This is a genomic window from Lentzea flava, assembly GCF_014648475.1.
Classification (GTDB): domain Bacteria; phylum Actinomycetota; class Actinomycetes; order Mycobacteriales; family Pseudonocardiaceae; genus Lentzea; species Lentzea flava.
The window spans coordinates 22,765-48,618 of sequence record NZ_BMRE01000016.1 but is presented as its reverse complement, the minus strand read 5'-3'; the positions used below and the strand labels follow the sequence as shown (position 1 = coordinate 48,618).

The 25,854-nt window shown below is 66.2% G+C and carries 22 protein-coding genes and 3 pseudogenes; 10 read left to right on the top strand and 15 right to left on the bottom strand.

The annotated features are described in order from the left end of the window. Positions 1-66 precede the first annotated feature (66 nt). The 3 genes and pseudogenes from IEZ09_RS19920 to IEZ09_RS46585 form a co-directional block, all read left to right on the top strand. Positions 67-516, top strand: coding sequence for an SRPBCC family protein (locus IEZ09_RS19920; RefSeq protein ID WP_189255225.1), 450 nt, complete (start codon positions 67-69; stop codon positions 514-516). Beyond that, a pseudogene (locus IEZ09_RS47730) lies at positions 423-986 on the top strand (IS3 family transposase); the annotation flags it as partial. The gene IEZ09_RS19920 and the pseudogene IEZ09_RS47730, both read left to right, overlap by 94 nt. A 153-nt stretch (positions 987-1,139) precedes the next feature. Beyond that, positions 1,140-1,481: pseudogene (locus IEZ09_RS46585) on the top strand (transposase); the annotation flags it as partial. Between the two features lie 84 nt (positions 1,482-1,565). On the opposite strand, the gene IEZ09_RS46580 reads toward IEZ09_RS46585, so the two are convergent. From IEZ09_RS46580 to IEZ09_RS19890, 6 genes and pseudogenes are all read right to left on the bottom strand, one after another. Beyond that, positions 1,566-1,751: a hypothetical protein gene (locus tag IEZ09_RS46580; RefSeq protein ID WP_229812745.1), complete on the bottom strand. Its 186-nt coding sequence runs from the start codon at positions 1,749-1,751 to the stop codon at positions 1,566-1,568. A 5-nt stretch (positions 1,752-1,756) separates the two neighbouring features. Beyond that, the gene (locus tag IEZ09_RS19910; protein WP_229812744.1) at positions 1,757-2,686 is read right to left on the bottom strand and encodes an aldehyde dehydrogenase family protein; all 930 of its coding nucleotides are present in this window, start codon (positions 2,684-2,686) and stop codon (positions 1,757-1,759) included. Between the two features lie 129 nt (positions 2,687-2,815). After that, positions 2,816-3,847: an AMP-binding protein gene (locus IEZ09_RS19905; RefSeq protein ID WP_189255223.1), complete on the bottom strand. Its 1,032-nt coding sequence runs from the start codon at positions 3,845-3,847 to the stop codon at positions 2,816-2,818. Positions 3,848-3,933: 86 nt separating this feature from the next. Further along, the gene (locus IEZ09_RS46575) at positions 3,934-4,302 is read right to left on the bottom strand and encodes a hypothetical protein (protein WP_229812743.1); all 369 of its coding nucleotides are present in this window, start codon (positions 4,300-4,302) and stop codon (positions 3,934-3,936) included. 47 nt (positions 4,303-4,349) lie between these two features. Then, on the bottom strand, positions 4,350-4,559 hold the full coding sequence (locus IEZ09_RS19895) for a hypothetical protein (protein WP_370467733.1): 210 nt from the start codon (positions 4,557-4,559) through the stop codon (positions 4,350-4,352). Positions 4,560-4,664: 105 nt separating this feature from the next. Then, positions 4,665-5,028: pseudogene (locus tag IEZ09_RS19890) on the bottom strand (squalene--hopene cyclase); the annotation flags it as partial. Positions 5,029-5,359: 331 nt separating this feature from the next. On the opposite strand from IEZ09_RS19890, the gene IEZ09_RS46570 reads away from it, so the two are divergent. Together IEZ09_RS46570 and IEZ09_RS19880 are read left to right on the top strand one after the other, a co-directional pair. Continuing rightward, positions 5,360-5,782: a hypothetical protein gene (locus tag IEZ09_RS46570; protein ID WP_229812742.1), complete on the top strand. Its 423-nt coding sequence runs from the start codon at positions 5,360-5,362 to the stop codon at positions 5,780-5,782. Between the two features lie 570 nt (positions 5,783-6,352). Then, complete coding sequence (locus IEZ09_RS19880; protein WP_189255220.1) at positions 6,353-6,568, top strand: hypothetical protein; 216 nt, start codon at positions 6,353-6,355, stop codon at positions 6,566-6,568. Positions 6,569-7,091: 523 nt separating this feature from the next. Here the strand turns inward: IEZ09_RS19880 and IEZ09_RS19875 are convergent. The 9 genes from IEZ09_RS19875 to IEZ09_RS19835 form a co-directional block, all read right to left on the bottom strand. Continuing rightward, on the bottom strand, positions 7,092-7,565 hold the full coding sequence (locus IEZ09_RS19875) for an aromatic-ring-hydroxylating dioxygenase subunit beta (protein WP_189255219.1): 474 nt from the start codon (positions 7,563-7,565) through the stop codon (positions 7,092-7,094). Next, entirely contained in the window at positions 7,562-8,836 is a 1,275-nt protein-coding gene (locus IEZ09_RS19870; RefSeq protein WP_189255218.1) for an aromatic ring-hydroxylating dioxygenase subunit alpha, read from the bottom strand. The genes IEZ09_RS19875 and IEZ09_RS19870 overlap by 4 nt, the downstream gene beginning before the upstream one ends. A 20-nt stretch (positions 8,837-8,856) precedes the next feature. Further along, positions 8,857-10,206: a salicylate synthase gene (locus tag IEZ09_RS19865; RefSeq protein ID WP_229812741.1), complete on the bottom strand. Its 1,350-nt coding sequence runs from the start codon at positions 10,204-10,206 to the stop codon at positions 8,857-8,859. 79 nt (positions 10,207-10,285) lie between these two features. Beyond that, positions 10,286-11,272: a class I SAM-dependent methyltransferase gene (locus IEZ09_RS19860; protein ID WP_229812740.1), complete on the bottom strand. Its 987-nt coding sequence runs from the start codon at positions 11,270-11,272 to the stop codon at positions 10,286-10,288. A gap of 2,117 nt (positions 11,273-13,389) precedes the next feature. Further along, complete coding sequence (locus IEZ09_RS19855) at positions 13,390-14,391, bottom strand: LacI family DNA-binding transcriptional regulator (protein WP_229812739.1); 1,002 nt, start codon at positions 14,389-14,391, stop codon at positions 13,390-13,392. 29 nt (positions 14,392-14,420) lie between these two features. Continuing rightward, the gene (locus IEZ09_RS19850) at positions 14,421-15,734 is read right to left on the bottom strand and encodes a GH1 family beta-glucosidase (protein ID WP_189255215.1); all 1,314 of its coding nucleotides are present in this window, start codon (positions 15,732-15,734) and stop codon (positions 14,421-14,423) included. Then, entirely contained in the window at positions 15,731-16,552 is an 822-nt protein-coding gene (locus IEZ09_RS19845) for a carbohydrate ABC transporter permease (protein ID WP_189255214.1), read from the bottom strand. The genes IEZ09_RS19850 and IEZ09_RS19845 overlap by 4 nt, the downstream gene beginning before the upstream one ends. Then, the gene (locus IEZ09_RS19840; RefSeq protein ID WP_229812738.1) at positions 16,552-17,526 is read right to left on the bottom strand and encodes a carbohydrate ABC transporter permease; all 975 of its coding nucleotides are present in this window, start codon (positions 17,524-17,526) and stop codon (positions 16,552-16,554) included. Before IEZ09_RS19840 ends, IEZ09_RS19845 begins: the two co-directional genes overlap by 1 nt. 79 nt (positions 17,527-17,605) lie before the next feature. Beyond that, positions 17,606-18,892, bottom strand: coding sequence for an ABC transporter substrate-binding protein (locus IEZ09_RS19835; RefSeq protein WP_189255213.1), 1,287 nt, complete (start codon positions 18,890-18,892; stop codon positions 17,606-17,608). Positions 18,893-19,129: 237 nt separating this feature from the next. Between IEZ09_RS19835 and IEZ09_RS19830 the strand changes: the two genes are divergently transcribed. From IEZ09_RS19830 to IEZ09_RS19810, 5 genes are all read left to right on the top strand, one after another. Continuing rightward, on the top strand, positions 19,130-21,340 hold the full coding sequence (locus tag IEZ09_RS19830) for a glycoside hydrolase family 9 protein (protein WP_189255212.1): 2,211 nt from the start codon (positions 19,130-19,132) through the stop codon (positions 21,338-21,340). A gap of 92 nt (positions 21,341-21,432) precedes the next feature. Further along, the gene (locus IEZ09_RS19825; RefSeq protein ID WP_189255211.1) at positions 21,433-22,377 is read left to right on the top strand and encodes a glycoside hydrolase family 6 protein; all 945 of its coding nucleotides are present in this window, start codon (positions 21,433-21,435) and stop codon (positions 22,375-22,377) included. A 134-nt stretch (positions 22,378-22,511) separates the two neighbouring features. Further along, entirely contained in the window at positions 22,512-23,648 is a 1,137-nt protein-coding gene (locus IEZ09_RS19820; RefSeq protein ID WP_189255210.1) for a Gfo/Idh/MocA family protein, read from the top strand. Beyond that, on the top strand, positions 23,645-24,778 hold the full coding sequence (locus IEZ09_RS19815; protein ID WP_189255209.1) for a dihydrodipicolinate synthase family protein: 1,134 nt from the start codon (positions 23,645-23,647) through the stop codon (positions 24,776-24,778). The genes IEZ09_RS19820 and IEZ09_RS19815 overlap by 4 nt, the downstream gene beginning before the upstream one ends. 2 nt (positions 24,779-24,780) lie before the next feature. Next, the gene (locus tag IEZ09_RS19810; RefSeq protein ID WP_189255208.1) at positions 24,781-25,854 is read left to right on the top strand and encodes a glycerate kinase; all 1,074 of its coding nucleotides are present in this window, start codon (positions 24,781-24,783) and stop codon (positions 25,852-25,854) included.

The window sequence follows — 25,854 nt, the reverse complement described above, 5'->3', positions numbered from 1 at the left end:
CCTCGCCGTAACGTGTCTTGCAGTCCATCGCCTTCAAATAGAGAGCCGCGTCAGCCAGGAGTTCGGATGAAGACCGTTGAGTTTCACACCACCACTGTCTTGCCCGCCTCACCTGAGGAGGTTCTCGCGCATTTGACAGACCCGAACAACTACGTCGGACTCTCGCCGCTCATCGTGGAAGTCCGTGACGTTCGCCGCGGGCCGGGCGACGTGAGGTTCACCGCAGTGGAGCGCTTCGCCCTGGGGCCATTGCGCCACGACAATTTGATCGAGGTCGCCCTGCGCCTTGGTGACATGATCGTTTCTGGTGACGTGGTCAGCCCCGGTGGTGTCCGGTTGGACTACGTGTACCGCGTAAGCCCGGCCTCTGGAGGCGCCCTGGTGATCGACCAGTACCGCCTGTCAGCGCCGTTCGGGTTGCTGTGGTTTGCGGTGGCCCAGGCGAAGAAGGTGCAGGCGGCGAGAGGACGGGAACTCGTCCGACGGTTCACCCAAGGGTGCTCTGCGCAACGCTGACTGGTTCGGGCCTGTCACAGGCCTCCGCAGATCGGAGCAGTGTTGGTGAAGCGCGACACCGACGGGCGGAAACCTCGTCTTCGCAGGAGAGAACCAGAACGGAGCTGCTCCGCACGACGGTGCTTCGGACGAGCGGATCCGCCAAGACGCACCGCATCCCTCACTCTGATCGTCGACTACATCGACGCCCACAAACACGAGTTCGGAGTCGAGCCGATCTGTGCCGTGTGACCGCAGCCGGCGTCAGGATCGCTCCGAGTAACTACTGCGCCGCCCGCTCCAGCCCGCCCTCGGCACGCGCGGTCCGCGACGCGGTCGTCACCGGGAAGACCAAGGAGGTGCACGAGACGGACTACGGCGTCTACGGCGTGCGCAAGATCTACGCCGAGCTGGCCCGCCAGGGCGGGGTCACCGGGCTTACGGGCGCCCGCTGCACGGTCGCCCGCTTGATGAAGGCCGCCGGGTTGCAAGAGATTGCCCGAATGAAGAGCCCGCGCACCACGAGCAGCGGCAAGGTAGCGACTCGCGCCCAGACCTTGTCAAGCGAGACTTCGCCGCCCCAGCACGCAACCGGCTGCGGGTCGCCGACATCACCTAAATTTACACGTTCAGCGGCTGAGCTGCTGATGCCGCTGGTCGACATGGTCCCGCCCGTGCGCGGGAAACGCGGCCGGCCCCGGTTCCGGCCTGACACGCTGTATGCCGACCGCGGATACGACCACGACAAGTACCGCGCCCTCGTGCGTGCCAAGGGCATCACGCCGGTGATCGCCCGCAGCGGTAGCGACCACGGCTCCGGCCTGGGCGTCTACCGCTGGGTCATGGAGCAGACTTTCGCGCTGTTGCACTGGTTCCGTCGCTTGCGGATCCGCTGGGAGATCCGCGACGAGATCCACGAAGCCTTCCTCAGCCTGGCCTGCGGCATTATCTGCTGGCGCCGACTCCGCAACCACTCATTGTGTTAGGAGTTCTAAGTCCATCGCCGCGCGCAAACGTTGCTCATCATGGTGGTCGAGCATGTCGTGTCCCCGCTTCAGCGAATGAGCCGCTCATCGGAGCACCGACTTGCTCTTCATGAGAAACTCCGCGATGTGCCCGTCGTGTGGAAGTCCTGGGCGCATGTGGTGGGTCGGGGTGCCTCCGATGCGGAGGTTGCTGATCGAGCCATCCTCGGCCAGCGAACCGAGCAGCTCGTCGTCCGTGGTGATCGCGGTCAGCGTAAGGGTGTTCTGCAACGGACTTACGCCATCCGCACGAGACCACGGAACCACCCACACACAAGGGAAAGGCAGCTCGATCTGTGCCTGCGGCGCGGTGGCCCGGCCGAGCAGCACGACTGCGGGACGCAGCACGGCGCCGCCCGTATCCAGTTCGGCGACGAGGTTCTCGCCGGTGACGAACTCGGCGTCGGCTGCCTGCGCCCGAAAGTAGGCTGCGGTTGTTCGTGCGCGTTCGAGGGGGAAGCCGGCAGCACGGCGTTCTCGTGCAGCGGAGGAAAAACGGGGAGTTCTCCGAGCCTGCGCGCGAGCTCCTTCGCCACCGCGGCCGCGTCGCCTTCCACTAACACGGCCGAGGCATTGACGCACGCCGTCCCGCCGAACCCGCTGATCGAGTCCGCGGTCGTGCCGACGTGATCACGCCAGTCGTCCTGGGCGAGTAGTACCTTGGAACGCCCAGGTCCCTGGACTAGCACGTCGGAACGAGCGGTGTAGGTCGCTGCGACATCGTAACCGCCGTAGACCAATGCCCGATCCGCAGCATCGACGAGCACGTCGGCAGTAACGTGGTCACAGGGCAGCAGCACCACCTGATCGTTTCCGAAACCACTGGCGCGCAACGCGCTCACCAACCGGTGTGGTGTGAAGGGTTCGCGTTGGGACGGCCGGACGGCGACGCGGTAGCCCAGTCCCAATGCCTCCAGCCACGCGGCGTGGACCGCGGGATGGTTCCCAGGTGCCAGCACCGCGAGCACCTCGCCGCGCCGAACCCATACCGCGCCAGCGTCCCGCACGTTGCGCCAGTCCTGGACGGAGGCCCGAGGCCGCGCGTCGGCGGCGGTCGCTTCCGCCTGAGCCGCTGTCTCGGCGATTCTCCGCGAGGCCTCGCGCACAACGGGAAGCGCGACACCGCTCGACAGAGACACGCGGCGTTCGTGCTCCTCCAGGGTCACTCCGTCAACCGTGCCCGTGAACAATTCACCCGCGGTGGCAAGCGCCTTGATCCGCTCCCGGTGCGACAGCGGACGGGCGCAGCGCAGTGCGTAGGTTCCGCCGGACGTAGATCGGCGGAACAGCGCTCATCACGGCAATCTCGCTACCGTCCACACCGGACACGCGAATGGTGCGCGCGGTGCTGTACGGACCCTGGACACCCAAGGCGTCCAGGCGGATCGGCTCAGTACAACACCCTCGATCACCTGCGCCTGCTCAAACACCGCGAGCGGTGTCACGTCCGCGACCGACACGCCCAGCGCGCCAGGCAGCGCCGGCATCCGAATGGCTTCATCCCGCTCGATGTTGTTGGGTAGCGACATGGACTTGCTGATGTGATGCATGACGACTTGGCCGCGTTCGCCGTCGGCGACAGGAACTCCCGTGTCCGGATCGATGACGTCGAAGCTGACATGTGGCGAGAAGGGGTCGAACACGCACGGACCAGGGCTGTCCGTGCCGCTCGGTCGCTCCATGGTGCCGCCGAGGATCATTGTGCTGCCGTACTGCCCGAACAGCCGTACGTCAGGAAAGATCTCTTGCTGCAGAATGACACGGGTGTCAGCGTCCATGTGAGCACCGCCCCACATGATGACCGAGACTTTCTCGTTGATCGCCTGGACCAGGTGGTCCCGTTCCGTCATCCGTTCCAGCAGGGGCGGCGTGATCACGAGAACGCCGACGTTCTGCTGCGAGACCAGCGATTCCGCCTCGTCCACCACGTGTACGGCGTAGCGGCTTGCCTCCGCGGCTCGTCGCTCCTGCAGGCTGCGACGAACCCACCGGAGGTCCAGGTCGACGCTGAAACCGATCCCTCCCCGCATACGCGGAAGCTCTGCCATGAGCCGGCCGACGATGTGGGGACCGGTCGGGGCAAGCGTCAACCAGTTGACGCCGCGAGGAAACCCGAGTGCGTCCACGCTCAGATCGGGAAACGAGGCAGCGTCGAGCATCAGCTCTCCCGGCAGAAAGGTTTGATGATGGGTGAGCTGCTCGGCTTGCGGCGCCACGACCAGGAAGTCGTGGCGGGTTGGATCGACAGCTTTCTGGAGCGCAACGAACTGCATCCGCCGGACAAGCCGCTCGCGAAGGCCGACGACGCGGCTCGACGGCCACATCATGGGCACGGTCCTGGCCGGGGCCGGCGAGGAGGCTCCGCTTGTCTGCGCGCTCACGGGACATGGCGAGGCTGACGCCGGGAAACTAGTCAGCAACTTGGTGTTCCTGCTCGGCGCGGGCACGGTGACCACCGGATCACTGCTGGGCAACGGCGGGTCGCGGCGCAGGACACCGAACTCGCCGACGTACCGGTTCCCGATGACAGCGTGGTCCTCGTGTGCTTCGGCGCGCTCGGCCGGGACCCCGCGAGAAGCCGGGACGTCTCCACCAGGCGCACGGAGTTCGCCGAGCCCACCACGAGCACCAGGTCGGAGTCCTCGATCACCGCCTGAGACGCGTCATGGCGGTTGGTCGTGGCGTAGCGGATGTCGGCCGGAGGCGCCTGCGGCCGCGGGAACATCCCGCGCAACGTGTCGACGACGTTCCGGGTCTCGTCGACGGCGAACGTGGTCCGCATCAAGTACGAAACCTGGAAACCCGGTCGCCTCGATCGACATGTTCGTCTCACCTGTCCCTGCTGATCACGAAATTGGCCAGCACGCCCAGGTCCGCCACGGCCGCCGGATCGCCGCCCACCTCACTGAGACAGTCCATCGCGAGCTGGTACCGGACCTCGTGGTCCAGCAGCCAGTCGGTGGCTCGCCGCATCGCCGCCTGGTCGGGGTCGAAACCGCTGTCCAGCAGAGCGTTGAGCACGAGCGCGGTGTCCCACACCGGGCCCTGGCAGCCCTCGATCCACCGCGCGGGGCCCTCTGGAGTTTCGGTGTGCACCACGAACCCATCGAGGCCGCGCAATCCCTTGGCCAGTACCGGGCTACTGAGTGGAAGGCCGAGCAGATGTAGCGCGATGATGGAGTAGACGTGGGGTGGTTGCAGCCCACCCCAGCTCCCGTCGTGCTCCTGACGGGCGAGGATCCAAGGACCGCGCACGCAGCAACGCACGGCGTCGCAAGGGTTTGAGCCGGTGTGGCACGTGGTGGTAGGCGCGTAGGACGCGGTCGGCGGTGCGGAAGAAGCGGGCGACGAGGTCCGGGCGTGACTCGTCTCGCTGATGGTCCGCGGGGCCGGTGAGCTCGGCGATGGTGAAGGACACCGGCCGCACCGGCCGGAAGTGGCTGACAACGGTCAGCGGAACCAATGTTTGGCGCGCCCAGCAGGCCCAGTCATAGATGTTGAGCGGCACGCGTTTCGGCAGCAGGATCAGAGGACCGAGCGGTCCGCCAGGGCGAGTTCACCGGCCAGGAACAAGTCCACCGGCCCGGCCCCGGCGATCACGACGTCAACTATGTCAGCACTTCCTTCGGTTGGTGCATTGCTCCAAACATGGCAGAATGGGGACATTCCCACACCATCCCGCCAGTCACCACGGCGCAGGCAGGTGCTCTCCCGCGAGCGCATCGTCGAGACAGCCCATCGAGCTGCTGGACACGGCAGGAGGCGGCGCGCTGACGGTCCGGGCGCTGACCGAACGCCTGTCCACCGGCTCCGGCGCGATCTACCATCACGTCGGCACCATGAACGAGCTGCTGGAGGCCGCGACCGACACCGTCATCGCCGACGCTCTGGCCACGCCGTCCGCCGAGCCGACTGCGCTCGCAAGGGGCCTCGGGGCCGCGGGCACGCCCGAAGAGGAGATCCGCGCCGTTGCGCTCGGCCTGTTCGACGCGGTAACCGAACACCCCTGGGGAGCCGTCACACTACGGGTCTTCGAGAGCATCGGCCGACCGATGCACGCGCTGGGCGTGCTGCAACGCGACTGGTTCGCCACGACCTCGACCATGGGCCACTACTTTCTCGGCGCCACCGCCCAGAAGCCCGCACGCCGCACGGCACCAGCGACGGGAGGACGCCTGGGCGCGAGGCCGAATGCGCCGAGTTCCTCGACGCCGCATCCAGGGCATGGCAGGACCTTGACCCCGATGACTACCCGTTCATAGGGTCATCGCCGACCAACTGCGCGAACACGACGACCGCGAGCAGTTCCTCACCGGGATCGACCTGGTCCTGCAGGGCATCGCCACCGCCCACCTCACCCGCCACAAGGTTGCCCGGTAAGCAACGAGTTGCCTGAGGCGGGGCCCACGTTCATCTCGCCATCCACCAACACGACGACGAGTTCCGTCCGCGCCAGGGACTTGTGGCTCGACGGTGGCGGCGGTGGTGTCGACGCTGATGGAGCTCTCCACGGTCGAGCAGGACATCGCCGGGTAGGCCGCAGCCGAGGGGGTGGGCGCAGATCGTGCAGTTCACCAGCAACGACGAGATCGCTCAGGCACTGGCCACGGTGACCGGGCTGGCCCCGGACGTCCGAGGGGGACGACGACGCGGCGTGGCTGGCGGGCGGAACTCGTGGGGCAGCTACGCGACGGTGCGAGGGTTCCTGGAGCCACTGACCACGGTGATCCCGTGGGTGCGACCGACGCCGGGGCCGCGGTGCTGGCCGCGGTGCAGGCGCTGCCGGTGTGCTCGCGCGGCGCCCGCCGACCACGGAGCATGCGGCCAAGGGGATGGCGTCGGGGGCGTGTCGGCGGCTGGTGTTCGGCAACCCGGATCTCCCGTCGCCGCAAGTCGACGGCGCCGCCTACACGTTCTGTGTGCTGGAGGCGCTGTGGCGGCCGCTGCGCCGCCGCGATGTCTACGCCAAGGGCACCGACAAGTGGGGTGACCCGCGGACGCGGCTGCTGGATGACACCGCGTGGGGATCGCCCGGCCGCGGGTGCTGACCGCGTTCGGGCTGCTCGCCCACCTCCAGGAGCGGCGGTAGGCCTGGCCCATGATCTGGACCAGGCCTACCGGCAGGCCGCCGACGGGCTGCCGACGGGCTGCCGGCGACCATGGCGGCGCAGATCCGTGGCGGCCGCATCGAACGGCTGCTGGGGGTGGACCGGGCCTATTTCCGGGCCGAGTACATCGGGCGGCCTCGGCCATCCTGGTCGCCTGGGTCGAACAGGAACTCGCGGTTCACGCATCGCTCCCGACCTGCCGGGAAACAAGCGGGGCCGGCGTGCGCGACAGCACCACGGTGATCACGTCGTTACGGTAACAGCGCGGTGGCTGGGCTTCGGCGCCAGCGAACCCCACGGTGGGCTCGCGCCACGGTGCCCGTGCGGCCACGCGGTCCCCGCTACGGTGTGGTCGTGAGCGATTCGAGCAGGCCCGCGATACGCGGGCAGTTCTACGATGCTGCCCTACGCCGATCCGAAGAACTGGTCATCGTTACGCACCTGGGCATAGAAGAGCCTCCCCCTATAGTGGCTTCACGACCGAGTTGGCGATAAGATCGTGATCGTAAATAGTGAGCTTGTGTCGAAAGCGGAGGTTCCCGTCGTCGCCGCGGGTCAGGATGTCGCGGAATTCGCCGGCGCTGAAAAGTGCGAGAGGTTCCGCTCGGAGTCCTTGGGCAATGATGTATCCCGCTCGCACGTGGACCTCATCGCCCTGCATGGCCCTGACTCGCAGATTGCCGATCACGCGGCGGGTCCAGCGCGGGGTGGCGAGCATCAGTTCTCGCATGGCGAAGAGTCTGTCTTTCAGCATTCCCTTGTTCTCGCAGATGATCAGGCCGACCGGAAGGTTGAGTTGGAAGTTCTCGCGGCTGATGAGCTCGTAGCGGGTGTCGTCGAGGAAGAGGTCGAGCCAACCGTCGAGATCGCAATCGTCGTCTAGCAGTTCGGCGTACCGGGCGTATAGCTCCTCAATCTCGTCGCGCAGTTCACTCATAGGTCCATCACCTCCCGGTAATGCTGGTAAAAGGCGCGGATCGCGACCTCGGTCACCATGTGGTCGGCATCGGCTAGGTCCCGCCCGCCCATCTCGACGAGGTAGTTCGCTTCTGGATATGCGGACGCCCCGTCCTGTGTCTGCTGCAGCACCTCGCCGTCATCGACCGAGACCAGCCCGGCTGGGCCCATCAGGTTCGCTTGCAACAGCCTGCGGCGGCGCAGCACCGGGTCTTCGCCGGCATAGCCGAAGAAGGTCCAGAGGAGATCAGCCTGGCCAGGTCCGCGGGGGACAATGTGGCGGGTTGCGAGGGTGTTTACCTGCTGCTGAACGATCAGGTTCGGCCATATGGTTTGCATTACCGCAGTGTGCGGATCGTCGAACTCGTCGATCGGCTGCACGAGTTCGGGCTCGTTCAAGGACAGGTCCTTGCGGAAGGTCGCGAGCTCAGCCGTCTCGGCAGCGGAAACGGCGTCGCGTTTTGAGGAGATGAGTACGCTATGAGCACCCGATGGATCCATCTTCACCGCGGCGGGTGTGTCGGCGCGGAACAGGCCAAAAGTGACCAGGAAGACGTGCAGTGTGCTTGCGTGGTATGGGTCTTTAATGTTTTCGAAGATGAGCTTCCAGTTGCACGGGATGCGCTGTCTGCTGTATCCAAGGATCTCCAACGGCCTGCCATTGAAGACTCGATCGAAGTAGCCGATCATCGTCGGGCCGAGAGACAGCTCCAAGGAAGGCGGCTCGCTGGCGAAGGACGCGAAGATCACCCCGTTCCTTTCGGTGACTGCTAGTCGTTGCAGCCCAGACGCTGAGGCGTCGAAGTCGGGCGGCATCCCTCCTTTACCGCCGACCCCGCGCCGAAACGGCACGCCGGTCAAGCGGCCATCGAGTGAATAAGTCCATTGGTGATACGGGCAGCGAAGGCATTTCAGGGTGCCCCGCAGTTCTCGCACGAACTCGACTCCGCGGTGCGCGCATCGGCTGACGACGCAATGAACAACGCCATCGCGGTCGCGAGTGACCACCACGGGGGCATCGCCAACCCAGCTGCGTTTGAATGAGCCGTTTTCGGGCAGCTCAGCTGACAGCGCGACATAGTTCCAGGAGCTTCGGAACACGCGCTCCTGCTCCTTGGTGTACACCGCCTGATCAGAGTAGATCCACGCCGGAACGCGATCATACGAGTCACTCGGCCAGGCTGGGCTCGGCGGCGCGGTATCCGGCTTATCGGGGACCTGGATCGTTGTGTCGGGCAGATGGTTCAACATGGGAATACCACGTCTTCTGCTCAGTGATCGAGTGGCAGGGGCACACCCTGTGGTGCGCGTGGAACGAGATACGGTGCGACACTGCGGAGCTTTTCACAGGTCTCCTCGTATTCGCGGTCGGGCCGCGACTCCGCGATGATGCCTGCTCCTGCGTGTAGCCATTGTCGGCCGCCCTCTTCGAAAAGGGTGCGCAGTATGAGCCCCGCGTCGAGCGAGCCGTCACTGGAGGCGGTGAGCACAGCACCGCTGTAGAGCCCGCGTCTATCGGGTTCGCTCCGGGTGATGAAGTTGGAGGAGGGGGCCTTGGGGATGCCCGAGGCGGTAACGGCCGGGAAGACCGCCTCCAGCGCGTCCCACGCAGACAGCCCGCGCCGCAGTCTCCCGCAGACCCGGGACGCCAGATGCTGCACGCTGCCGCGCTCTTTGACCGAGAGCAGTTCGCTGACTGCCACTGATCCGGGCGAACAGACGCCTTCCAGCTCCTCGAAGGCCAGTTGCACCGACAGGACGTGCTCGACGAGCTCTTTGGCATCGCTGAGCAGTTCAGCGCGCAGCTGCCGGTTCTGCAGGGCCTCGGTTCCGAAGGCTCGGGTGCCGGCGAGGGGCTGGGTGGAGATGAACCCCTCGGTATCCGATTCCAGGATGGTCTCTGGGCAGAACCCTGCAGCGGCCATTCCTCCAGCGCTGAGCAGGAACGAGCGCGCGGGGGTGTTCGCCGCCCGCCCACGCAGGTAGGTCCGGGCGAGATCGACCGGTTCGGGGAGGGGCACCTTGCGCGAGAGGATCACTTTCCGGAAGGCGCCTCGCCGAATCTCGCGGACAGCCTCGGCCACCGCGTCGCGGTACCGCTGGCCGCCTTCACTCAGATCGACCGCGACAGACGGACAGTTGTCGTCGTCCGGCACATCCCCGAGCAACGCCTTGTGCACTGCCTTCCGAAGGTTGTCATCGGTGCAGGTGATCGATGCGGAGTCGGCGGAGATTCGCACCTCGATCTCTGGCACGATCAGGTGCGCAAGGTCGTGGTCTCGGGCTGGTACATCTCCCTGGGAGGCCAGGAGGGCGGTTTCGAAGGTGATCCAGCCATAGGCATTCCAATCGGCGATAGGCAGCGATGCCAGTGCGGCGCCGATCGCATCGAGTGGCCGGGCTCGCCAAGGGCGGGAGCGTTCCTCTCCGCACCAGGTCGTTCGGATCCTGCTCGCATCCAGGGTGACTGAACCTCTTACACCGCCGGCGACTGTCCAGACACCTTCGCGTTCGTAGAGAACGTATGTATCGAACAGTCCGGATTCCACGAGCATGACCGCACGGGCGGCAGGTGATCCTTCGATGCTCACAGTGTCTGTGCGCGGCTCGGTGGTCGCCACGCGTGTCTGTTCTCCGGTTTCGGGGGGCCAGATGTGGACGGACATGGCTAGGGCCTTTCTCGAACGGAGAGGGGAAACGTCACCGGCTCGAGCGGTCGCTAGGCACGCTGACCAAGGGACGGCGGCCACGCACGCTGACCAAGGGATAGGACCCGACCGCGAAGGCCGGATCGTCAAGCAGGCGCCAGAAACGTTCGAGCATCTCCCGCGTGACGTCGCCTCCCACAATCTGATCCGCGAGTTGCGAGGTGTTGGCCCGGTGGAGACTCGCGCCGACGCTGCCGCCCCGCCAAGCCATGCCAAAAGTAGAGGAGGCGATCTCGGTGAGCCCCGCGGCGACGAACGCGGCGAAGGACTTCCGGGCCCACAGTACGTCCGCGCCGGAATCGGTCATGGCAGCCAGGAATCGGGCGTGAACAGTCTCGTAAAGCGCTGCATCCCCCTCATTGGGGGTCATGAGCACGGGAGTCCACCCGCAGTCGAAATCCTCCAGGACGAGCCAGCCTCCCGGCCGCAGAGCGCGCACCAGCTTCCGCAGCACCTCAAGCCGCTCCGGGAGGAGAATCAGGACCAAACGCGCATGGATGAGATCGAACTCCGCCTCCGGCAGCGCATCGTTGACGATGTCATGCCGTACAAAGCTGACGTTTGCGCGATCAGCCAGAGCCGAGTCAAGCCGGATGTCCTCGATGTCGGTCACCGTGACCCCTCCCCCTGGGCCCACAGTCTCCGACAGCCAGAGACCAACCGAACCGCCGCCTGCCCCGATCTCGAGGCAGCGCCAGCCGGACTCGACACCGGTCTGCCGGAGGAAATCGCGGGTAGCGCCGTCGTAGCATGTTTCCAGCGCCCGGAAACGGTCCACGGTCTCATCCGCCAAGTTGTCCAGCACATACGGTTTCATGATCACTCTCCTGTCGCCTGCCACACTGATGACATCACCGTTGTTCCACGAGCGTCGGAGGCGATACAGGCCAAGCTCGCAAGCTGCGAAAACCTGTTGGTCCAACGCCTCTGACACTTTGGCCGCGCCGATAAACCTGCCGGGTCGCAGCAACTCGCACACGGCACGCCACCGTCCGCCCCAACTGCTGTTGCCAATCTTTCACGCCAAGACTTTCACGCTCAGACTCCTTTCGCCGACCCAGCTTCACTCGTTCTGGGGCGACCTAGCATGGCGAACTCGTGTCGCGTAATGGTTTGGGCTTTACCCGCCTATCAGTCGACCATGCTGTGAACAGTAGAAGCTCGCCTCCCGAGGAATGTGCATGCTTCCGTTGCGCGGCACTAGATGCGATCGGCCACACTTTCCGCAGCAGCTCTCGACTTTCGGTCAAGAGAGCCAGGAAGCCGAACGATCGCTCTCGGTTTGAGACCGTACAATCAATGTGTGGAGTGTCGAAAGGTGGTGTTCCGCGTGGTGGAACATCACCTTTCGCGGATCGCGAGGTTCAAGGTTTTCCGGCGCCATCGCTGCCATCAATCTGGCGGTGAAGTCGTCATGCGGGCAGGCGCTGCTGCGGCGCCTGGGAAATCATTCGTGCAAGACCGTCTCTACCGCGCGTTCCGTGAAATCGGGCGGTGTCCATTCACGGGGTGGCCGCGTTGGATGGTCAGATTTTGGCGGGGAGCCAGGGGTTGCCAGTGAGAGTGGCGTGGATGGCGCGGATGCCGTGGTTGCGGGCGCTGGTCAGGTAGGAGCGACGCGCAGATAGTCGCGGAGGGTGTTTGGTACTGTGCCAGTAGCCGGAGACGGCCTGGTGTCGCTTGGGGCTTCTGAGCGCTGTTCCGAGGCGGCGGCGATTGTCCACGGGATTGTGACATTTCGGGCGAACAGTCAGACCTGTTCGGCTTTGTCTTTGAGGTGTTGGGCGAGGGTGTAGCCAGGTGGTTGCCTTTGTGCCTGTCGCGATGCTGGTTGGTGGTGAGGGCCCCAGTCGACGGCCTTGTCGTAGCGTCCGCGTAGATCGGTGAGAAGGTCAGGGACGAGGTGGCCGGTGCCGGTGGCCGTGCCTTGTCGATGGCCTTTGGCCGTGGTGCGGGGCCAGATGATGACCTGGGCGGCCCACGGCGTGGCCGTAGGGACGCAAGATCTATCCGCCGCGTGGTTCGAAGCTGGATCCGTTCAAGCCGGCGATCGACGTGATGCTGCGGGAGGATCTGAGGGCTCCGCGCGAGCAGCGGCACACGGTGAAGCGGATCTTCGACCGTTTGATCGACGAGCACGGTATGACCGACGTGTCCTACGGGTACGTGCGTATGTCGCGGAGCGGAAACCGCAGATCAGTGCGGGCACGGGCCGAGTGTTGGAGGGACGTGTTCGTGCCGCATACGCATCGTCCGCGGATGGAGGCCGTGGTGAAGTATTGCTGTGACGGACAGTAATCAACGGGTATCTCGAGGCTGGGCAGCATCCACACTGCGCTGTGCTGTTCTGAACCGCAGTGACTTCCCGCAAGACACCCCGTCGGAGCCTTAGCTGCCCTGTGGACTGTAGTGCTTCACCTGTGAGCACGGCACCTCATCGTCTACTCGATCTACGTGCCACGGCGAGGGCTGACGGTGCTGAATGATCAAGTGGCTAAGCTCGACAGCTTGCATCGACAATCCGCGCGGAGCCGGCTGACCGCCTGAGGTTCAGACTGCTGACGTGTGTAAGGCATGACCGTCAATCCGCAGGGATCGATCCGCTCGGCTCGTTGAGCACCCGCTGATTGGGAGTCCTGGGATCGACCCCGGCTGAGGTGCCGGGTGGTGCCAGCGAGCGCCATTTTCGCACCTCAAGTCCATGAAGCAGAGGTGCAGCCTGCCGCTCCACGTCGTCCGGTGGCGTCGCAGATCAGGGTTCTCGGGCCCATCTCGGATGGACCTTCGGGCCTGTTGAAGGACGCGACGAGGGCGGTCACGGTGATCATCGCAATGGTCGTCGGCCTGACCTTCTTGTTCGGCTTCGCAACGTGCTCGGGCACTACGGCTGGGCGTGCCCGTGCGGGTGGCTCCGCTCGTCGCTCCGGCGGTCGATCTGCGGCAGCTGCGGAGGCGGACCACGTGGGCGGCATCACGGCCGACACCGAATCACCCGAGGCTGCAGGCTTCTCGGGATCCGGCGGTGGGCGGCTGAACCGGTTCTCTCGTACGGCGCGTTGAGGTACTTGTCCGATGCCCGGCGCGCGCCGAACCAGTTCAAGCCGAGTCCCGCACGACCAGCTCGGTCGGCAAGATCAGTGAGGTCACCTGCTCGTTGTTGATGAGCCGCAGCAGCATGCGTGTCATCTCGCGGCCGAGCGCTTCGATGGGCTGGTGGACGGTGGTGAGGGCCGGTTGCGTGTACCGCGCGGTCACGATGTCGTTGAACCCGACGACGGCCACGTCCTCCGGCACAGCTCTGCCGTGATCGCGTAGCACCCCGAGGGCGCCGGCGGCCATCGCGTCGGACGCCACGAACACCGCGTCCAGGTCCGGGTGGTCGTCCAGCAACGTTTTCATGCCGGCCATGCCGCTGGCCTCACTGAAGTCGCCGTGCGCGACCCGCTCATCGCTCAGTCCGGACAGCGCCAACGCCTCGCGGAACCCCAGGTAACGTGCGACGCCGGCGTGGGTGTTCAGTTCGCCCGTGATGGTGCCGATCCTCGTCCTGCCCAACGACAGCAGGTGCTCTGTCGCCAGCCGGGCACCACCGCGGTTGTCGGCGTCGACGTACCACTGCGGTGTCCGGTCCAGCGACCGTCCACCGTGTACGACGGGCACGCCGCTCTGCTCAGCCATGATCGACAGGGGGTCGTTCTCCTTGAGCGCCAGCAGCATGACGCCATCCGCGCTGCGCGAGCGCAGTATGCGGGCGAAGCGGGCACGGCCTCGTTCGGAGGCGGCCAGCACGAGCATCAGTTCGAGGTCGGTCTCCTCGACGATCGCGTTGACGCCGGTGATCACTTCGGCGAAGAACTGGTTGGCGAACAGTGCCGGGTCGTCGCTGGAGATCGCGAGGGCGATGGCACCCCGTTGCTGGGTCGCGAGGGAACGGGCCGTCTTGTTCGGCACGTAGCCGAGTTCGGCGATGGCGCGCTCAACGGCCTCACGAGACTTCTTGCTGACGTGTTTGGCGTTGTTGATGACGCGGGACACCGTCCCCGTGGAGACGCCTGCACGTTGGGCGACCTCGTCGAGGGTCGGTGGCCGACTGTTCATGGACATGATCGTACCCAGTCTGTAAGCGCTCACAGGCCGTTTCGCGCGATCACTGCCGCGTACCAGTGGCCGCTGTCCTTGAGCGTGCGGACCTGGGTGTCGTAGTCGACGTGGACGATCCCGAACCGCTGCGCATACCCGAAGGACCACTCGAAGTTGTCCAGCAGGGACCAGACGAAGTAACCACGCAGCGGCACCCCGTGGCGGGCGGCCGTGGCGCAGGCCCGCAGGTGTCCTTCCAGGTAGTCGATGCGATCTTGGTCGTGCACCGGCTCGTCGAACGCCGCGCCGTTCTCGGTGATGTAGATCGGCGGGACGGGGTAGTCGGTGTCGAGCCGCACGAGCAGCTGTTCGAGGCCGGTGGCGTCGATCTCCCAGCCGATCGACGTACGGGATCTGCCCCCGTCGAGTTGCCGGACGTGGTCGGAACCGACGTACGCGGTGTTCGCCGGAGTGTCGCCGTCCGCCACCAGCATCGGGGAGTAGTAGTTGACGCCGAGGAAGTCCAGCGGCGTCGCGATGGCCTTGAGGTCGCCCTCCTGCACGTGGGTGAAGTCGGTGACGGGCGCCAGGTCGGCGAGAACGTCGTCGGGATAGCAGCCGCGCAGCAGAGGGTCGAGGAAGATCCGGTTCTGCATGCCGTCGATCCGGCGGGCGGCATCCTGGTCGGCTGCCGAGGCCGCGGTGACGTGGGAGAGGTTGAGCGTGATGCCGACGCGCGAGTCCGGCATCGCCTGTGTCGCAAGGCCGTGTGCCAGCAGCAGGTGGTGCGTGGCCCGCACGGCGGCGGCACCGTCGCGGCGGCCGGGTGCGTGCCGTCCCGTGGCATAGCCGAGGAACGCCGAGCACCAGGGTTCGTTGAGCGTGGTCCAGTGGCTGATCCGGTCGGACAGTGCGTCGTGCACGGCGGCCGCGTAGTCGGCGAACCGCTGTGCGGTGTCGCGTTCCGGCCAGCCGCCCGCATCCTCCAGAGGCTGGGGCAGGTCCCAGTGGTACAGCGTCGCCCACGGCTGAATGTCCTTTTCCAGCAACGCGTCCACGAGCCGGCAATAGAAGTCGAGGCCGGCCTGGTTGATCGCGCCGGATCCGGTTGGCTGGACCCGCGGCCACGCTATCGAGAAGCGGTAGGCGTTCAGGCCCAGACCGGCCATGAGGCCGATGTCGTCGCGATACCGGTGGTAGTGGTCGGCGGCGACATCACCGGTGTCACCGTTGTCGACCTTGCCGGGAGTCGCGCAGAAGGTGTCCCAGATGGAGGGCAGGCGCCCGTCCTCGGCAACGGCGCCCTCGATCTGGTAGCTCGAGGTCGCCGCACCCCAGAGAAAGCCGGGATCGAACGTCATGCCTTGACCGCCCCTTCCATGATGCCGCCGATGATCTGGCGACCGAACCCGACGAAGACCAGCAGCAGCGGGACCGTGGCGATCAGCGCTCCGGTGAACATGAGGGTGTAGTCGGTGTAGTAGGTGGTGGACAGTTGCGAGAGCGAGAACTGCACGGTCGGGTTGTCCGCTTCCAGCACGGCGAGTGGCCACAGGAACTCGTTCCAGGTGCCCATGAACGTGAACAGGCTGAGCACCGCAGCTCCGGGTCGGAGAGCAGGCAGCACGACGGTCCAGAAGATGCGGAACGTGCTGCAGCCGTCGACGCGGGCAGCTTCGATGAGCTCCTCGGGAACCGCTCGTTCGGCGTACTGGCGCATCAGGAACACGCCGAACGCGGACACCAGCGCGGGCACGATGATCGCTTCCATCCGGTTCTGCCAGCCCAGCTCCACCATGATCATGTAGAGCGGGATGATGCCCATCTGGACGGGGATCATCATGGTGCCGAGGATGATCAGCAGCAGCGCGTTGCGGCCGCGGAAGCGCAGCTTGGCGAACGCGAACCCGGCCAGCGAGCTGAAGAACACGACCGAGACCGTCACGACGACCGACGACAACGCCGAGTTCAGCAGCCCCAGCAGGAAGTTGGCGTCCTCGGCTGCGAACAGCCGACCGGTGTTCTCACCCAGGTTCGGACCTGGAGTGAGCGGTGGAGGCCAGTCACCGACAACATCGTTCGACCGTGTGGCCACGACGAAGAGCCAGTAGAGCGGGAATGCCGACAGCGCGATCGCGGCGAGCAACGTCAGGTACAGCAAGGGTTGCGTCCGGCGCATCACCGGGACCTCCTGGTGATGAGGAAGTTGACCACCGCGAGCAGCGTGATCAGCAGGAACATCATCCAGGCGATCGCCGAGCCGTAGCCGTAGTCGAAGTCGCGGAAGGCCTTCTCGAACATGTACATCGACAGCGTCTGGAACTGGCGCAAACTGCCGCCGGAGATCGCGAAGCTGCCCTGCCCGAAGATCAGCGGTTCGGTGAACAGCTGCATGCCCGCGATCGTTGACACGATCACCGTGAAGAGCAGCGCCGGGCGGATCATCGGGATGGTGATGCTGAAAAACTGCCGGATCTTCGAGGCACCGTCCACAGTGGCCGCCTCGTACAGGTCGCGGGGGATCGATTGCATGGCGGCGAGGTAGATCAGCGCGTTGTAGCCCGTCCAGCGCCAGTTGACCATGGTGGCGATCGCGGTCCACGACGACCACTTGTCGGCACGCCAGTCGATCGGCTCGATGCTGAACAGCCCGAGCAGTCCGTTGACCATGCCGGCGTCACGGTCGAAGATCTGGCTGAACACGATGCCCACCGCGGCCACCGAGGTGACGATCGGCAGCAGCACGCCCATCCGCAGGAGCGTCAAGCCGCGCAGCTTCTGATTGAGCAAGCTTGCCAGCACCAGTGCGAAGAACAGCTGTGGCACCGTCGCCAGCACGAGCATGCCGACCGTGTTCAGCACGGCGTTCCAGAAGTCCGGATCGCCGAAGAGCGTCACGTAGTTGTTCAGCCCGATGAACCCGCCTGGGCCGCTGATGTCCCACTCGTGCAACGAGACCCAGGCCGTGTAGCCGAGCGGGAACAGCCCGAAGATCCCGAAGATCACGAAGAACGGCGCGACGAACAGGTACGGCGCCCACTTCGCGTCGATCCGGGAGATTCGGTCGCGCAGGCGCCTGCGCGGTGGCGGCGGTGGTGCCGACGGCGGATCGACACTCGTGGTGGCAGTGCGAGGCTGCAGATCAGCAAGCAACGTGTGTCCTCGGTGGGAATTCGGCTGTGGGTGTGGCAGCCGAGGGGGCTGTTGGGGCGGCCCCTCGGCTGCCACGTCTTCACTTGACCAGTCGACGTGCTTCGTCGACGGCCTTTGCCCACGCCTCGTCGGGCTTGAGCTTGCCCTGCTCGACGGCCGTCAGCGCGTTGCCGACGCGGTCGCCGATGGCGAGGTTGGCCGGGCCCAGGTAGACGGGCTTGAGTGCCTTGACGCTGTCACCGAAAATTCGGCCGACCGGTGCGTCGGAGAAGTACGGGTTGGTGTAGGCCTGGACAGCGGCGTCGTCGATGGCCTGCGGCGAGGACGGGAAGTTGTTCTTCGCCTTGAACGCCGCGATTTGGCCCTTGGCGCTGGTCAGGAACTTCACCAGTTCGGCCGCCTGGGTCTGGTGCTTGCTCTGGGTAGGTACCGCGAGGAAGGAGCCGCCGCGGACCGCGCCGTTTCCGGGCACGCGGGCGACGTCCCACCGGCCGGAGTTCTCCGGACCGGACTGCTTCTCGATCGTGCCGAGCATCCAAGAGGGGCACGGAATCGTCGCGAACCCGCCGTTCTTGAAGCCGGCGTTCCACTGTGGGCTCCACTGCTCGATGTTCGCGGAGAGCCCTGCCTGGACCAGATTGATGGTCTGGTCCCACGCCTTCTTCACGCCGGGATTGCTGTCGATCACCAGCTTGTTCGACTTGTCGTAGTAGGTGTGATCGCCCTGCTGCATCAGGATGTTCTGGTAGAGGCCGGTGGAGGAGTCGTAGAAGGCGGCGCCGGTGTTCTTCTCCTTGAACCGCTTGCCGGTCGCGAGGTAGTCGTCCCAGGTCGGCCAGAGCTTGCCGACCTCCTCGCGGTTGGTCGGCAGACCTGCTCTGGCGAACAGGTCGGTGCGGTAGCACATGCCCTGTGCGCCGACGTCGGTGCCGAGCCCGATCACCTTGCTACCGTCCGGTGTGGACGCCTGGTTCCACTTCCACTCGAGGAAGTTGCCCTTGAGTGCGCCGGCGCCGTGGTCGAGCAGGTTCACGAACTGGTCAGGCTTCGCCATGAACTGCGTGAGGATGCCCTCCTCGATCGCGACCACGTCACCGGCGCCTGTTCCGGTTGCGAGCCATTGCTGCAGCTTGGGCGTGTAGTCGCCCAGCTTGCCGATGTTCTCCTCCTTGATGGTGACACCGGGGTGGCCAGCCTCGTACTCCTTGTAGAGGTCCGCGTAACCGAACTGGCTGAAGGTCTTGACGACCAGCGTCGTCGTGCCGTTGCCCGCGTCGGCGGTCCCACCACCTCCGCACGCACTGGTTGCCACCAGCGCGCCGAGGAGTGTCGTCGCGAGCAGCGCCCGCGTCGATCTGACAGTCATCTCCGAACCTCCAGTTGGCGGCGTTGCCCGGAAGCGCTAACACCTGAAACGAGTCAGCCTCGAACACCATTACCTGCTGCGACGCTGCGGCACGTGCCGGTGATGCGCTGTCTGTAACCCCAAAAACTGTGAGCGCTTACAGGACCGTAATCGTTGACACCCGCTGTTGTCCAGGTCACCATCTACAGTGACGCTGCGGTTACGCCGGGAGACACTTCCTTCCGAGAGGCCCCCGGTATGTCCCTCAAGAGAACGCTCATCGCGGCCTTACTGCCGGTCGCACTCGTCCTCGGTTCCGCCACGGATGCTCGCGCCGACGGCTACGAGAGGGTGCTCAACGGCACTTTCAGCGATACCAAGAGCCCGTGGTGGAGCAGCGGAAACACACCGTCCGGAGTGGACCTCGGACGGTTGTGTGCCGCCGTCCCGGCCGGGACGGTGAACCCTTGGGAGTCGATGATCGGTCAGAACGACGTTCCACTGGAGGCTGGACAGGCGTACACGCTCCGGTTCACCGCCTCCGCCACCAGGGATGTCACCGCCCGTGCGGTCGTGCAGACCACCGCGTCACCGATCGCGACCACGTTGAACAAGCCGGTTGCTTTGACGAGCACGCCCAAGGCGTTCCAGTTCGTCGGGACGTCCACAGTGGCCACCAGGCACGGCCAGGTGTCCTTCCAGATGGGAGGTGCCACGCAGGCCTACACGATCTGCCTGGACGACGTCTCGCTCATCGGTGGGGTGATCCCGCCCGGCGGTGGCTGGACGTACGGGTCGCCGGTACGCGTCAACCAGCACGGCTATCTCGCGTCGGGTGCGAAACGCGCGTCAGTGGTGAGCAACGCGACGGAGCCGGTGATCTGGTCGTTGAGGGACAACACGGGTGCGGTCGTGACTTCCGGCAGCACGACGGTCCACGGTGCCGACCCCATGTCCGGCGACCACGTCCACATCGCGGACTTCTCCGCTGTGCGGCAAACTGGAAGCGATTACACACTCTCCGTCGGCGCGGACGTCAGTGAGCCGTTCGACATTGCCGCCAAGCCCTATGACCAGCTGCGCAGGGACTCGCTCGAGTACTTCTACCACAACCGCAGCGGTATCCCGATCGAGGCGAAGTACGTGGGGACCTCGTATGCCAGGGTCGCCGGGCACATTGGTGTCGCGCCGAACAAAGGGGATACTGCCGTGCCGTGCTTGCCGGGGGAGTGCGACTACACACTGGACGTGAGCGGTGGCTGGTACGACGCCGGTGACCACGGCAAGTACGTGGTGAACGGGGCGCTCGCCGCGTGGCAGCTGATGGACCTCTACGAGCGCTCGTTGATCCGGCTCGACTTCGAGGGCCTGCGCGACGGGTTGCTCGCCATCCCGGAGAACGGCAACCGTGTGCCGGACGTACTCGACGAAGCGCGCTGGGAGGTGGAGTTCCTGCTGAAGATGCAGGTACCGGCCGGAAAGCCGCTCGCGGGCATGGCGCACCACAAGATCCACGACCTGGCCTGGACGGCGCACCCGATGCTGCCCGGCAACGACCCGCAGCCGCGGTACCTGCACAAGCCGTCCACCGCCGCAACGCTCAACCTCGCCGCCGCTGCGGCCCAGTGCGCTCGGATCTGGCTGCTGTGGGATCCGGCGTTCGCGAAACGGTGCCAGGCCGCGGCCGAGACGGCGTGGCAGGCCGCAAAGGCGAACCCGGCGATCTACGCGCCGCGCGAGGACGGCGTCGGCGGGGGCCCGTACGACGACACGAACGTCACCGACGAGTTCTCATGGGCTGCGGCAGAGTTGTACGCGGCCACGCACAAGCGGGAGTACCTCGACGCGATCACCACGCAGCTCACGCCGACCGGCTTCTCGTGGAAGGACACCGGCGGCCTGGCGGACCTCACCATCGCCCGGCTGCCGTTGCTCTTTCCGGCAGGCAAGGTTCTCGCGGCACGTCATCGCGTGCTGCAAGTCGCGGACGGGCACGTCGCCGACCTGAAGGGCCAGGGCTATCCGAACCCGTGGCGCCCGGCGGACGGTCAGTACGTCTGGGGGTCGACCAGTGCCACGGCGAACGCCGCTGTGATCATGGCGACGGCCTACGACCTGAGCCGCAAGCCGGTCTACCGCGACGCGGTGCTGGAGTCGATGGATTACCTGCTAGGCCGCAACGGCCTGAACCAGTCGTTCATCAGCGGCTACGGCGAGCGGGCCAGCGAGAACCAGCACCACCGGCACTGGTCGCACCAGCTCAACCCAGCGCTGCCCAACCCGGCGGCCGGTTCGCTCGCTGGCGGTCCCAACTCGGGTCTGCAGGATCCCGTGGCACAGCAGAATCTGCCCGGCTGCGCGCCGGCGAAGTGCTACATCGACGACATCGGTTCCTGGTCCACCAACGAGGTGGCCATCAACTGGAACTCGGCCCTCGCCTGGGTCTCGGCCTTCGCCGACACCATCTGAGGACTTGCCGCGGTGCCGCCCCGCTCCATTTCGTGGGGCGGCGCCGAACTGCGGGCGTGCGGCAGCCCGGTCCCGAAAGAGAGGAGTCCACAATGTGGTGGACGGTCCGTCTGTTAGGGGTGGTCACGTTGTTGCTCGTAGCAGCAGCGGGACCCGCAACAGCCGCGAGTCCGATCGATCTGACGAGCGGCTTCTACGTGAACACCAACTCGTTGCCGGCCACGTGGGCGAGGAACAACCCGAACGACTCCCGCGCGGCACGCATCCAGTCGTCGATCGGCTCCAAGCCGATCGCACGCTGGTTCGGCAACGACAGTGACATCGGCAGCACGGTCGCGAACTACACGGGCGCGGCCGACGGCAACGACAAGCTGCCGGTGCTGGTCGCCTACAACATCCCCGGCAGGGACGCCTGCGGGGGACACTCGGGCGGCGGCGCTGGAACCGTGAGCGCCTACCGGACCTGGATCTCCAGCTTCGCGGCCGGGATCGGGACCAAACCTGCGGTGGTGATCATCGAGCCGGACGCGCTCGCTGACTTCGGGTGCATGACGCAGTCCCAGATCGACGAACGGGTCGGCATGATCCTCTACGCGACCCAGATGTTCCAGCAGAAGGCACCGAACACCTACGCGTACCTGGACGCGGGTAACTCCGGGTGGGTGGCGGCGGACGTGATGGCGAGCAGGCTGCGGTCCGCGGGCATCACGAACGTGCGCGGATTCTCGGTGAACGTGTCGAACTTCTACACCACGAGCCAGTCGGCCACCTACGCGAACTCGGTGGTCGGCTACCTCGGTACCGGGTCGAAGTTCGTCATCGACACCAGCCGTAACGGCAACGGGCACAACGGGGAGTGGTGCAACCCGGCGGGCAGGAGGCTGGGTGTGACCGCCCAGGTCGGTGGTAGTGGCGCCGACATGCTCCTGTGGGTCAAAACCCCAGGTGTGTCCGACGGACCGTGTGGGATCGCTCCCACCACTCCGGCCGGTGAGTTCAACCCTGATCTGGCGATCCGGCTGATCGACGGCACGTGAGGTCAGACCAGGGGCACGCCGACCATCGACGATCCTTGTGCCCCTGGCGTCAGGAAGACTAACCGGAAAGCGCTTACCAACTGAAGCTCCAAGCGTTGTACAGTTCGCCGGAAAGCGCTTTCCGAGGAGGCTCGATGAGAACGCTCGGTGTCGTGATGAACGGCGTCACAGGACGGATGGGCTACCGCCAGCACCTGGTGCGGTCGGTGCTCGCGATCGGCGCACAGGGTGGCGTGGAGCTTTCCGACGGCACGAGGGTCCAGCTGGAACCGCTCCTGGTCGGCCGGAGCGAGGCGAAACTCGCGGAGCTCGCCAGACGGCATGGTCTCACCAGGTGGACCACGGATCTGGACGCCGCGCTGAGCGATGACGCGTTCCTGCTGTACTTCGATGCGCAGCTGACGGCCGTGCGGGAGAAGTCGATCGTGCAGGCCATCGACGCGGGCAGGCACATCTACACGGAGAAGCCGGTCTCGGAGTCGGTCGAGGGTGCGCTGGACCTGGCCCGTCGCGCGGCTGAGGCGGGCGTGAAGAACGGTGTCGTGCACGACAAGCTGTACCTGCCGGGACTGCTCAAGCTCAAGCGGCTGGTGGACAGCGGCTTCTTCGGACGAATCCTGAGCGTGCGCGGCGAGTTCGGCTACTGGGTGTTCGAAGGCGGCTGGCAGACCGCGCAACGCCCCAGCTGGAACTACCGCGCCGAGGACGGCGGCGGCATCACCGTGGACATGTTCTGCCACTGGAACTACGTGCTGGAGAACCTGTTCGGTCAGGTCCGGTCGGTGATCGCCAAGACCGCCACGCACATCCCTGACCGGGTCGACGAGGCGGGGGCACGCTATGCCGCCACGGCGGACGACGCGGTGTACGCGATCTTCGAGCTGGACGGTGGCGTGGTCGCGCAGCTCAACTCCTCCTGGTGCGTTCGGGTGCACCGCGACGAGTTAGTGGAGTTCCAAGTGGACGGCACGCACGGCAGTGCCGTCGCGGGACTGCACAAGTGCGTGATCCAGCCGCGCGAGGCCACCCCGAAACCGGTGTGGAACCCGGACCTGCGTGAGACGCAGTCGTATCGCGACCAGTGGCAGGAAGTGCCGGACAACGCGGAGTTCGACAACGGGTTCAAGGCCCAATGGGAGCAGTTCGTCCGGCACGTCGTCGAGGACGCCCCGCACCCCTACGACTTCATGGCCGGTGTCCGCGGGGTCCAGCTCGCCCAGGCAGGGCTCGAGTCGTCCCGCACGAACCAGTGCGTCGAGCTGCCTCGATGAGCGCCACGGTTGTGCTTCCCGGTACCGGCAAGCACGTGTTGCGCGAGCCCGTCGCCTGGACGAAGCCTGCCGAACCGTTCACCTCGCGGGTCGCCTTCGCCGCAGCGCACGTCGTGGCAGACCCGCTCGGCGACAACCGTCCGGGAGCGCCCGCCGTGGTCGAGTGGGAGCACACACTGGCGTTTCGCCGGCATCTGTGGTCCTACGGGTTCGGCGTAGCCGAGGCGATGGACACCGCCCAACGCGGGATGGGCCTGGACTGGGCCGTCGCCCGTGAGTTCATCAGGCGCAGTGCCGCCGAGGCCCGAGTCCACGGCGGCCGCATCGCGGCTGGTGCCGGTACCGACCACGTCGAGGTGGCCGCGGATCTGGACGAGGTGCTCGCCGCCTACAGCGACCAGCTCGACGTCGTGCAGGAAGCAGGTGCACAGGTGATCGTGATGGCGAGCAGGCAGCTCGCCGCCGCGGCCGCCGGACCTGCCGACTACCGCTACGTGTACGACCGGCTGCTGCCACAGGCCACGGCGCCGGTGATCCTGCACTGGCTGGGGCCGATGTTCGACCCTGCCCTCACCGGCTACTGGGGTTCGGACGATTTCGCCGCAGCCACCGAGGCTTTTCTCGGCCTGGTGCACGACCACGCCGCGCACGTGGACGGCGTCAAGGTCTCACTGCTCGACGCCGAGCACGAGACGACGTTGCGGGCCAAGCTTCCCGCCGGCGTACGCCTGTACACCGGCGATGACTACCACTACCCCTCGCTGATCAAAAGCGGCAGCGACGCCCTGCTCGGCGTCTTCGCGGCGATCGCGCCCGCCGCCTCGACGGCGTTGCGAGCGCTGGACTCGGACGACGAAGTCGCGTACGACGCCGCGTTCGCACCGACGTTGCCGTTGGCGCGCCACATCTTCGGCTCGCCGACCTACCACTACAAGACCGGCATCGCGTTCGTCGCCTGGCTTTCTGGTCTGCAGCCGGGCTTCTCCATGGTCGGCGGTCGGCAGAGCGGGCGCAGCCTGCCGCATCTGGTTGAGACGTTCGTGCTGGCAGACGGATGCGGTCTGCTGCCAGACCCGGAACTGGCCGCACATCGGATGAGCACCCTGCTCGACGTGTACGGAGTGGCCTGACCATGCGCGTTCTCATCGCGCCGGACTCGTTCAAGGGCACCATCGACGCCGTGGCAGCGGCGAATCGGCTGGCCGAGGGCTGGCGTCTCGCCAGTCCGTGCGACGAGATCTGGTGCCTGCCTCTGGCCGATGGTGGGGAGGGCACGGTGGACGTGCTCCCGCAGGCCCGCCGCGTGCCCGTGCAGGTGATCGACGCGATCGGCAGGCCTCGGACGGCGTGCTGGTCGTTGCTGGCGGGAGGAACGGCCGTCGTGGAGCTCGCCGTCGCGTGCGGGCTGCCCTTGTTGCCCGCACCGGATCCACTGGGCGCGAGCACGTTCGGGTTCGGTCAGCTCCTGCGGTCCGCAGCCGGGCATCCCGGCGTGACCAGGATCGTCGCGGCACTCGGCGGATCGGCCAGCACGGACGGCGGGAGCGGCGCGCTCGCGGCACTCGGCGCTCGACTGTTCACTGAGGACGGCTCGGTGCTTCCGCGAGGCGGCGCGGCACTGCGGCACATGGCGCGAGCGGACCTCACCGAGCTGATCAGTCCGCCCTCAGGTGGCGTGGTGTGTCTCGCCGACGTGTCGACACCGCTGCTCGGGCCGACCGGTGCGGCGCATCGGTTCGGTCCGCAGAAGGGGGCTGGACTGGGTGAGATCCTGGTGCTGGAGGACGGGCTCCGGCGGTGGGCTTCGGTGCTCGGCGGTGATCCGGACGCCGCAGGTGCGGGAGCGGCGGGCGGGACCACGTTCGGGCTCGTCCAGGGCTGGGGTGCGACAGCCGAGTCCGGTTCGCGGTTCGTCGCCGATCTGGTCGGACTGGAGTCGGCGTTGCGGTGGGCCGACCTGGTGATCACCGGCGAGGGCAGGCTCGACGAGCAGAGCTGGACCGGCAAGGTCGTCGGCAACGTCGTGGCCTCCGCCCAGGAGTGCGACGTGGCGCTGGTGGTGGGCGAACGGGCCTGCGAACTCCCTGCGGGAGTACGGCAGTGCGTCTCACTGGTGGAGATGGCCGGCGACCCGGCACTGGCGCTCGCGGAACCCGGTACGTGGTTGCGCGTGGCGGGACGGACGTTAGCGGAAGGGATGCGGTGA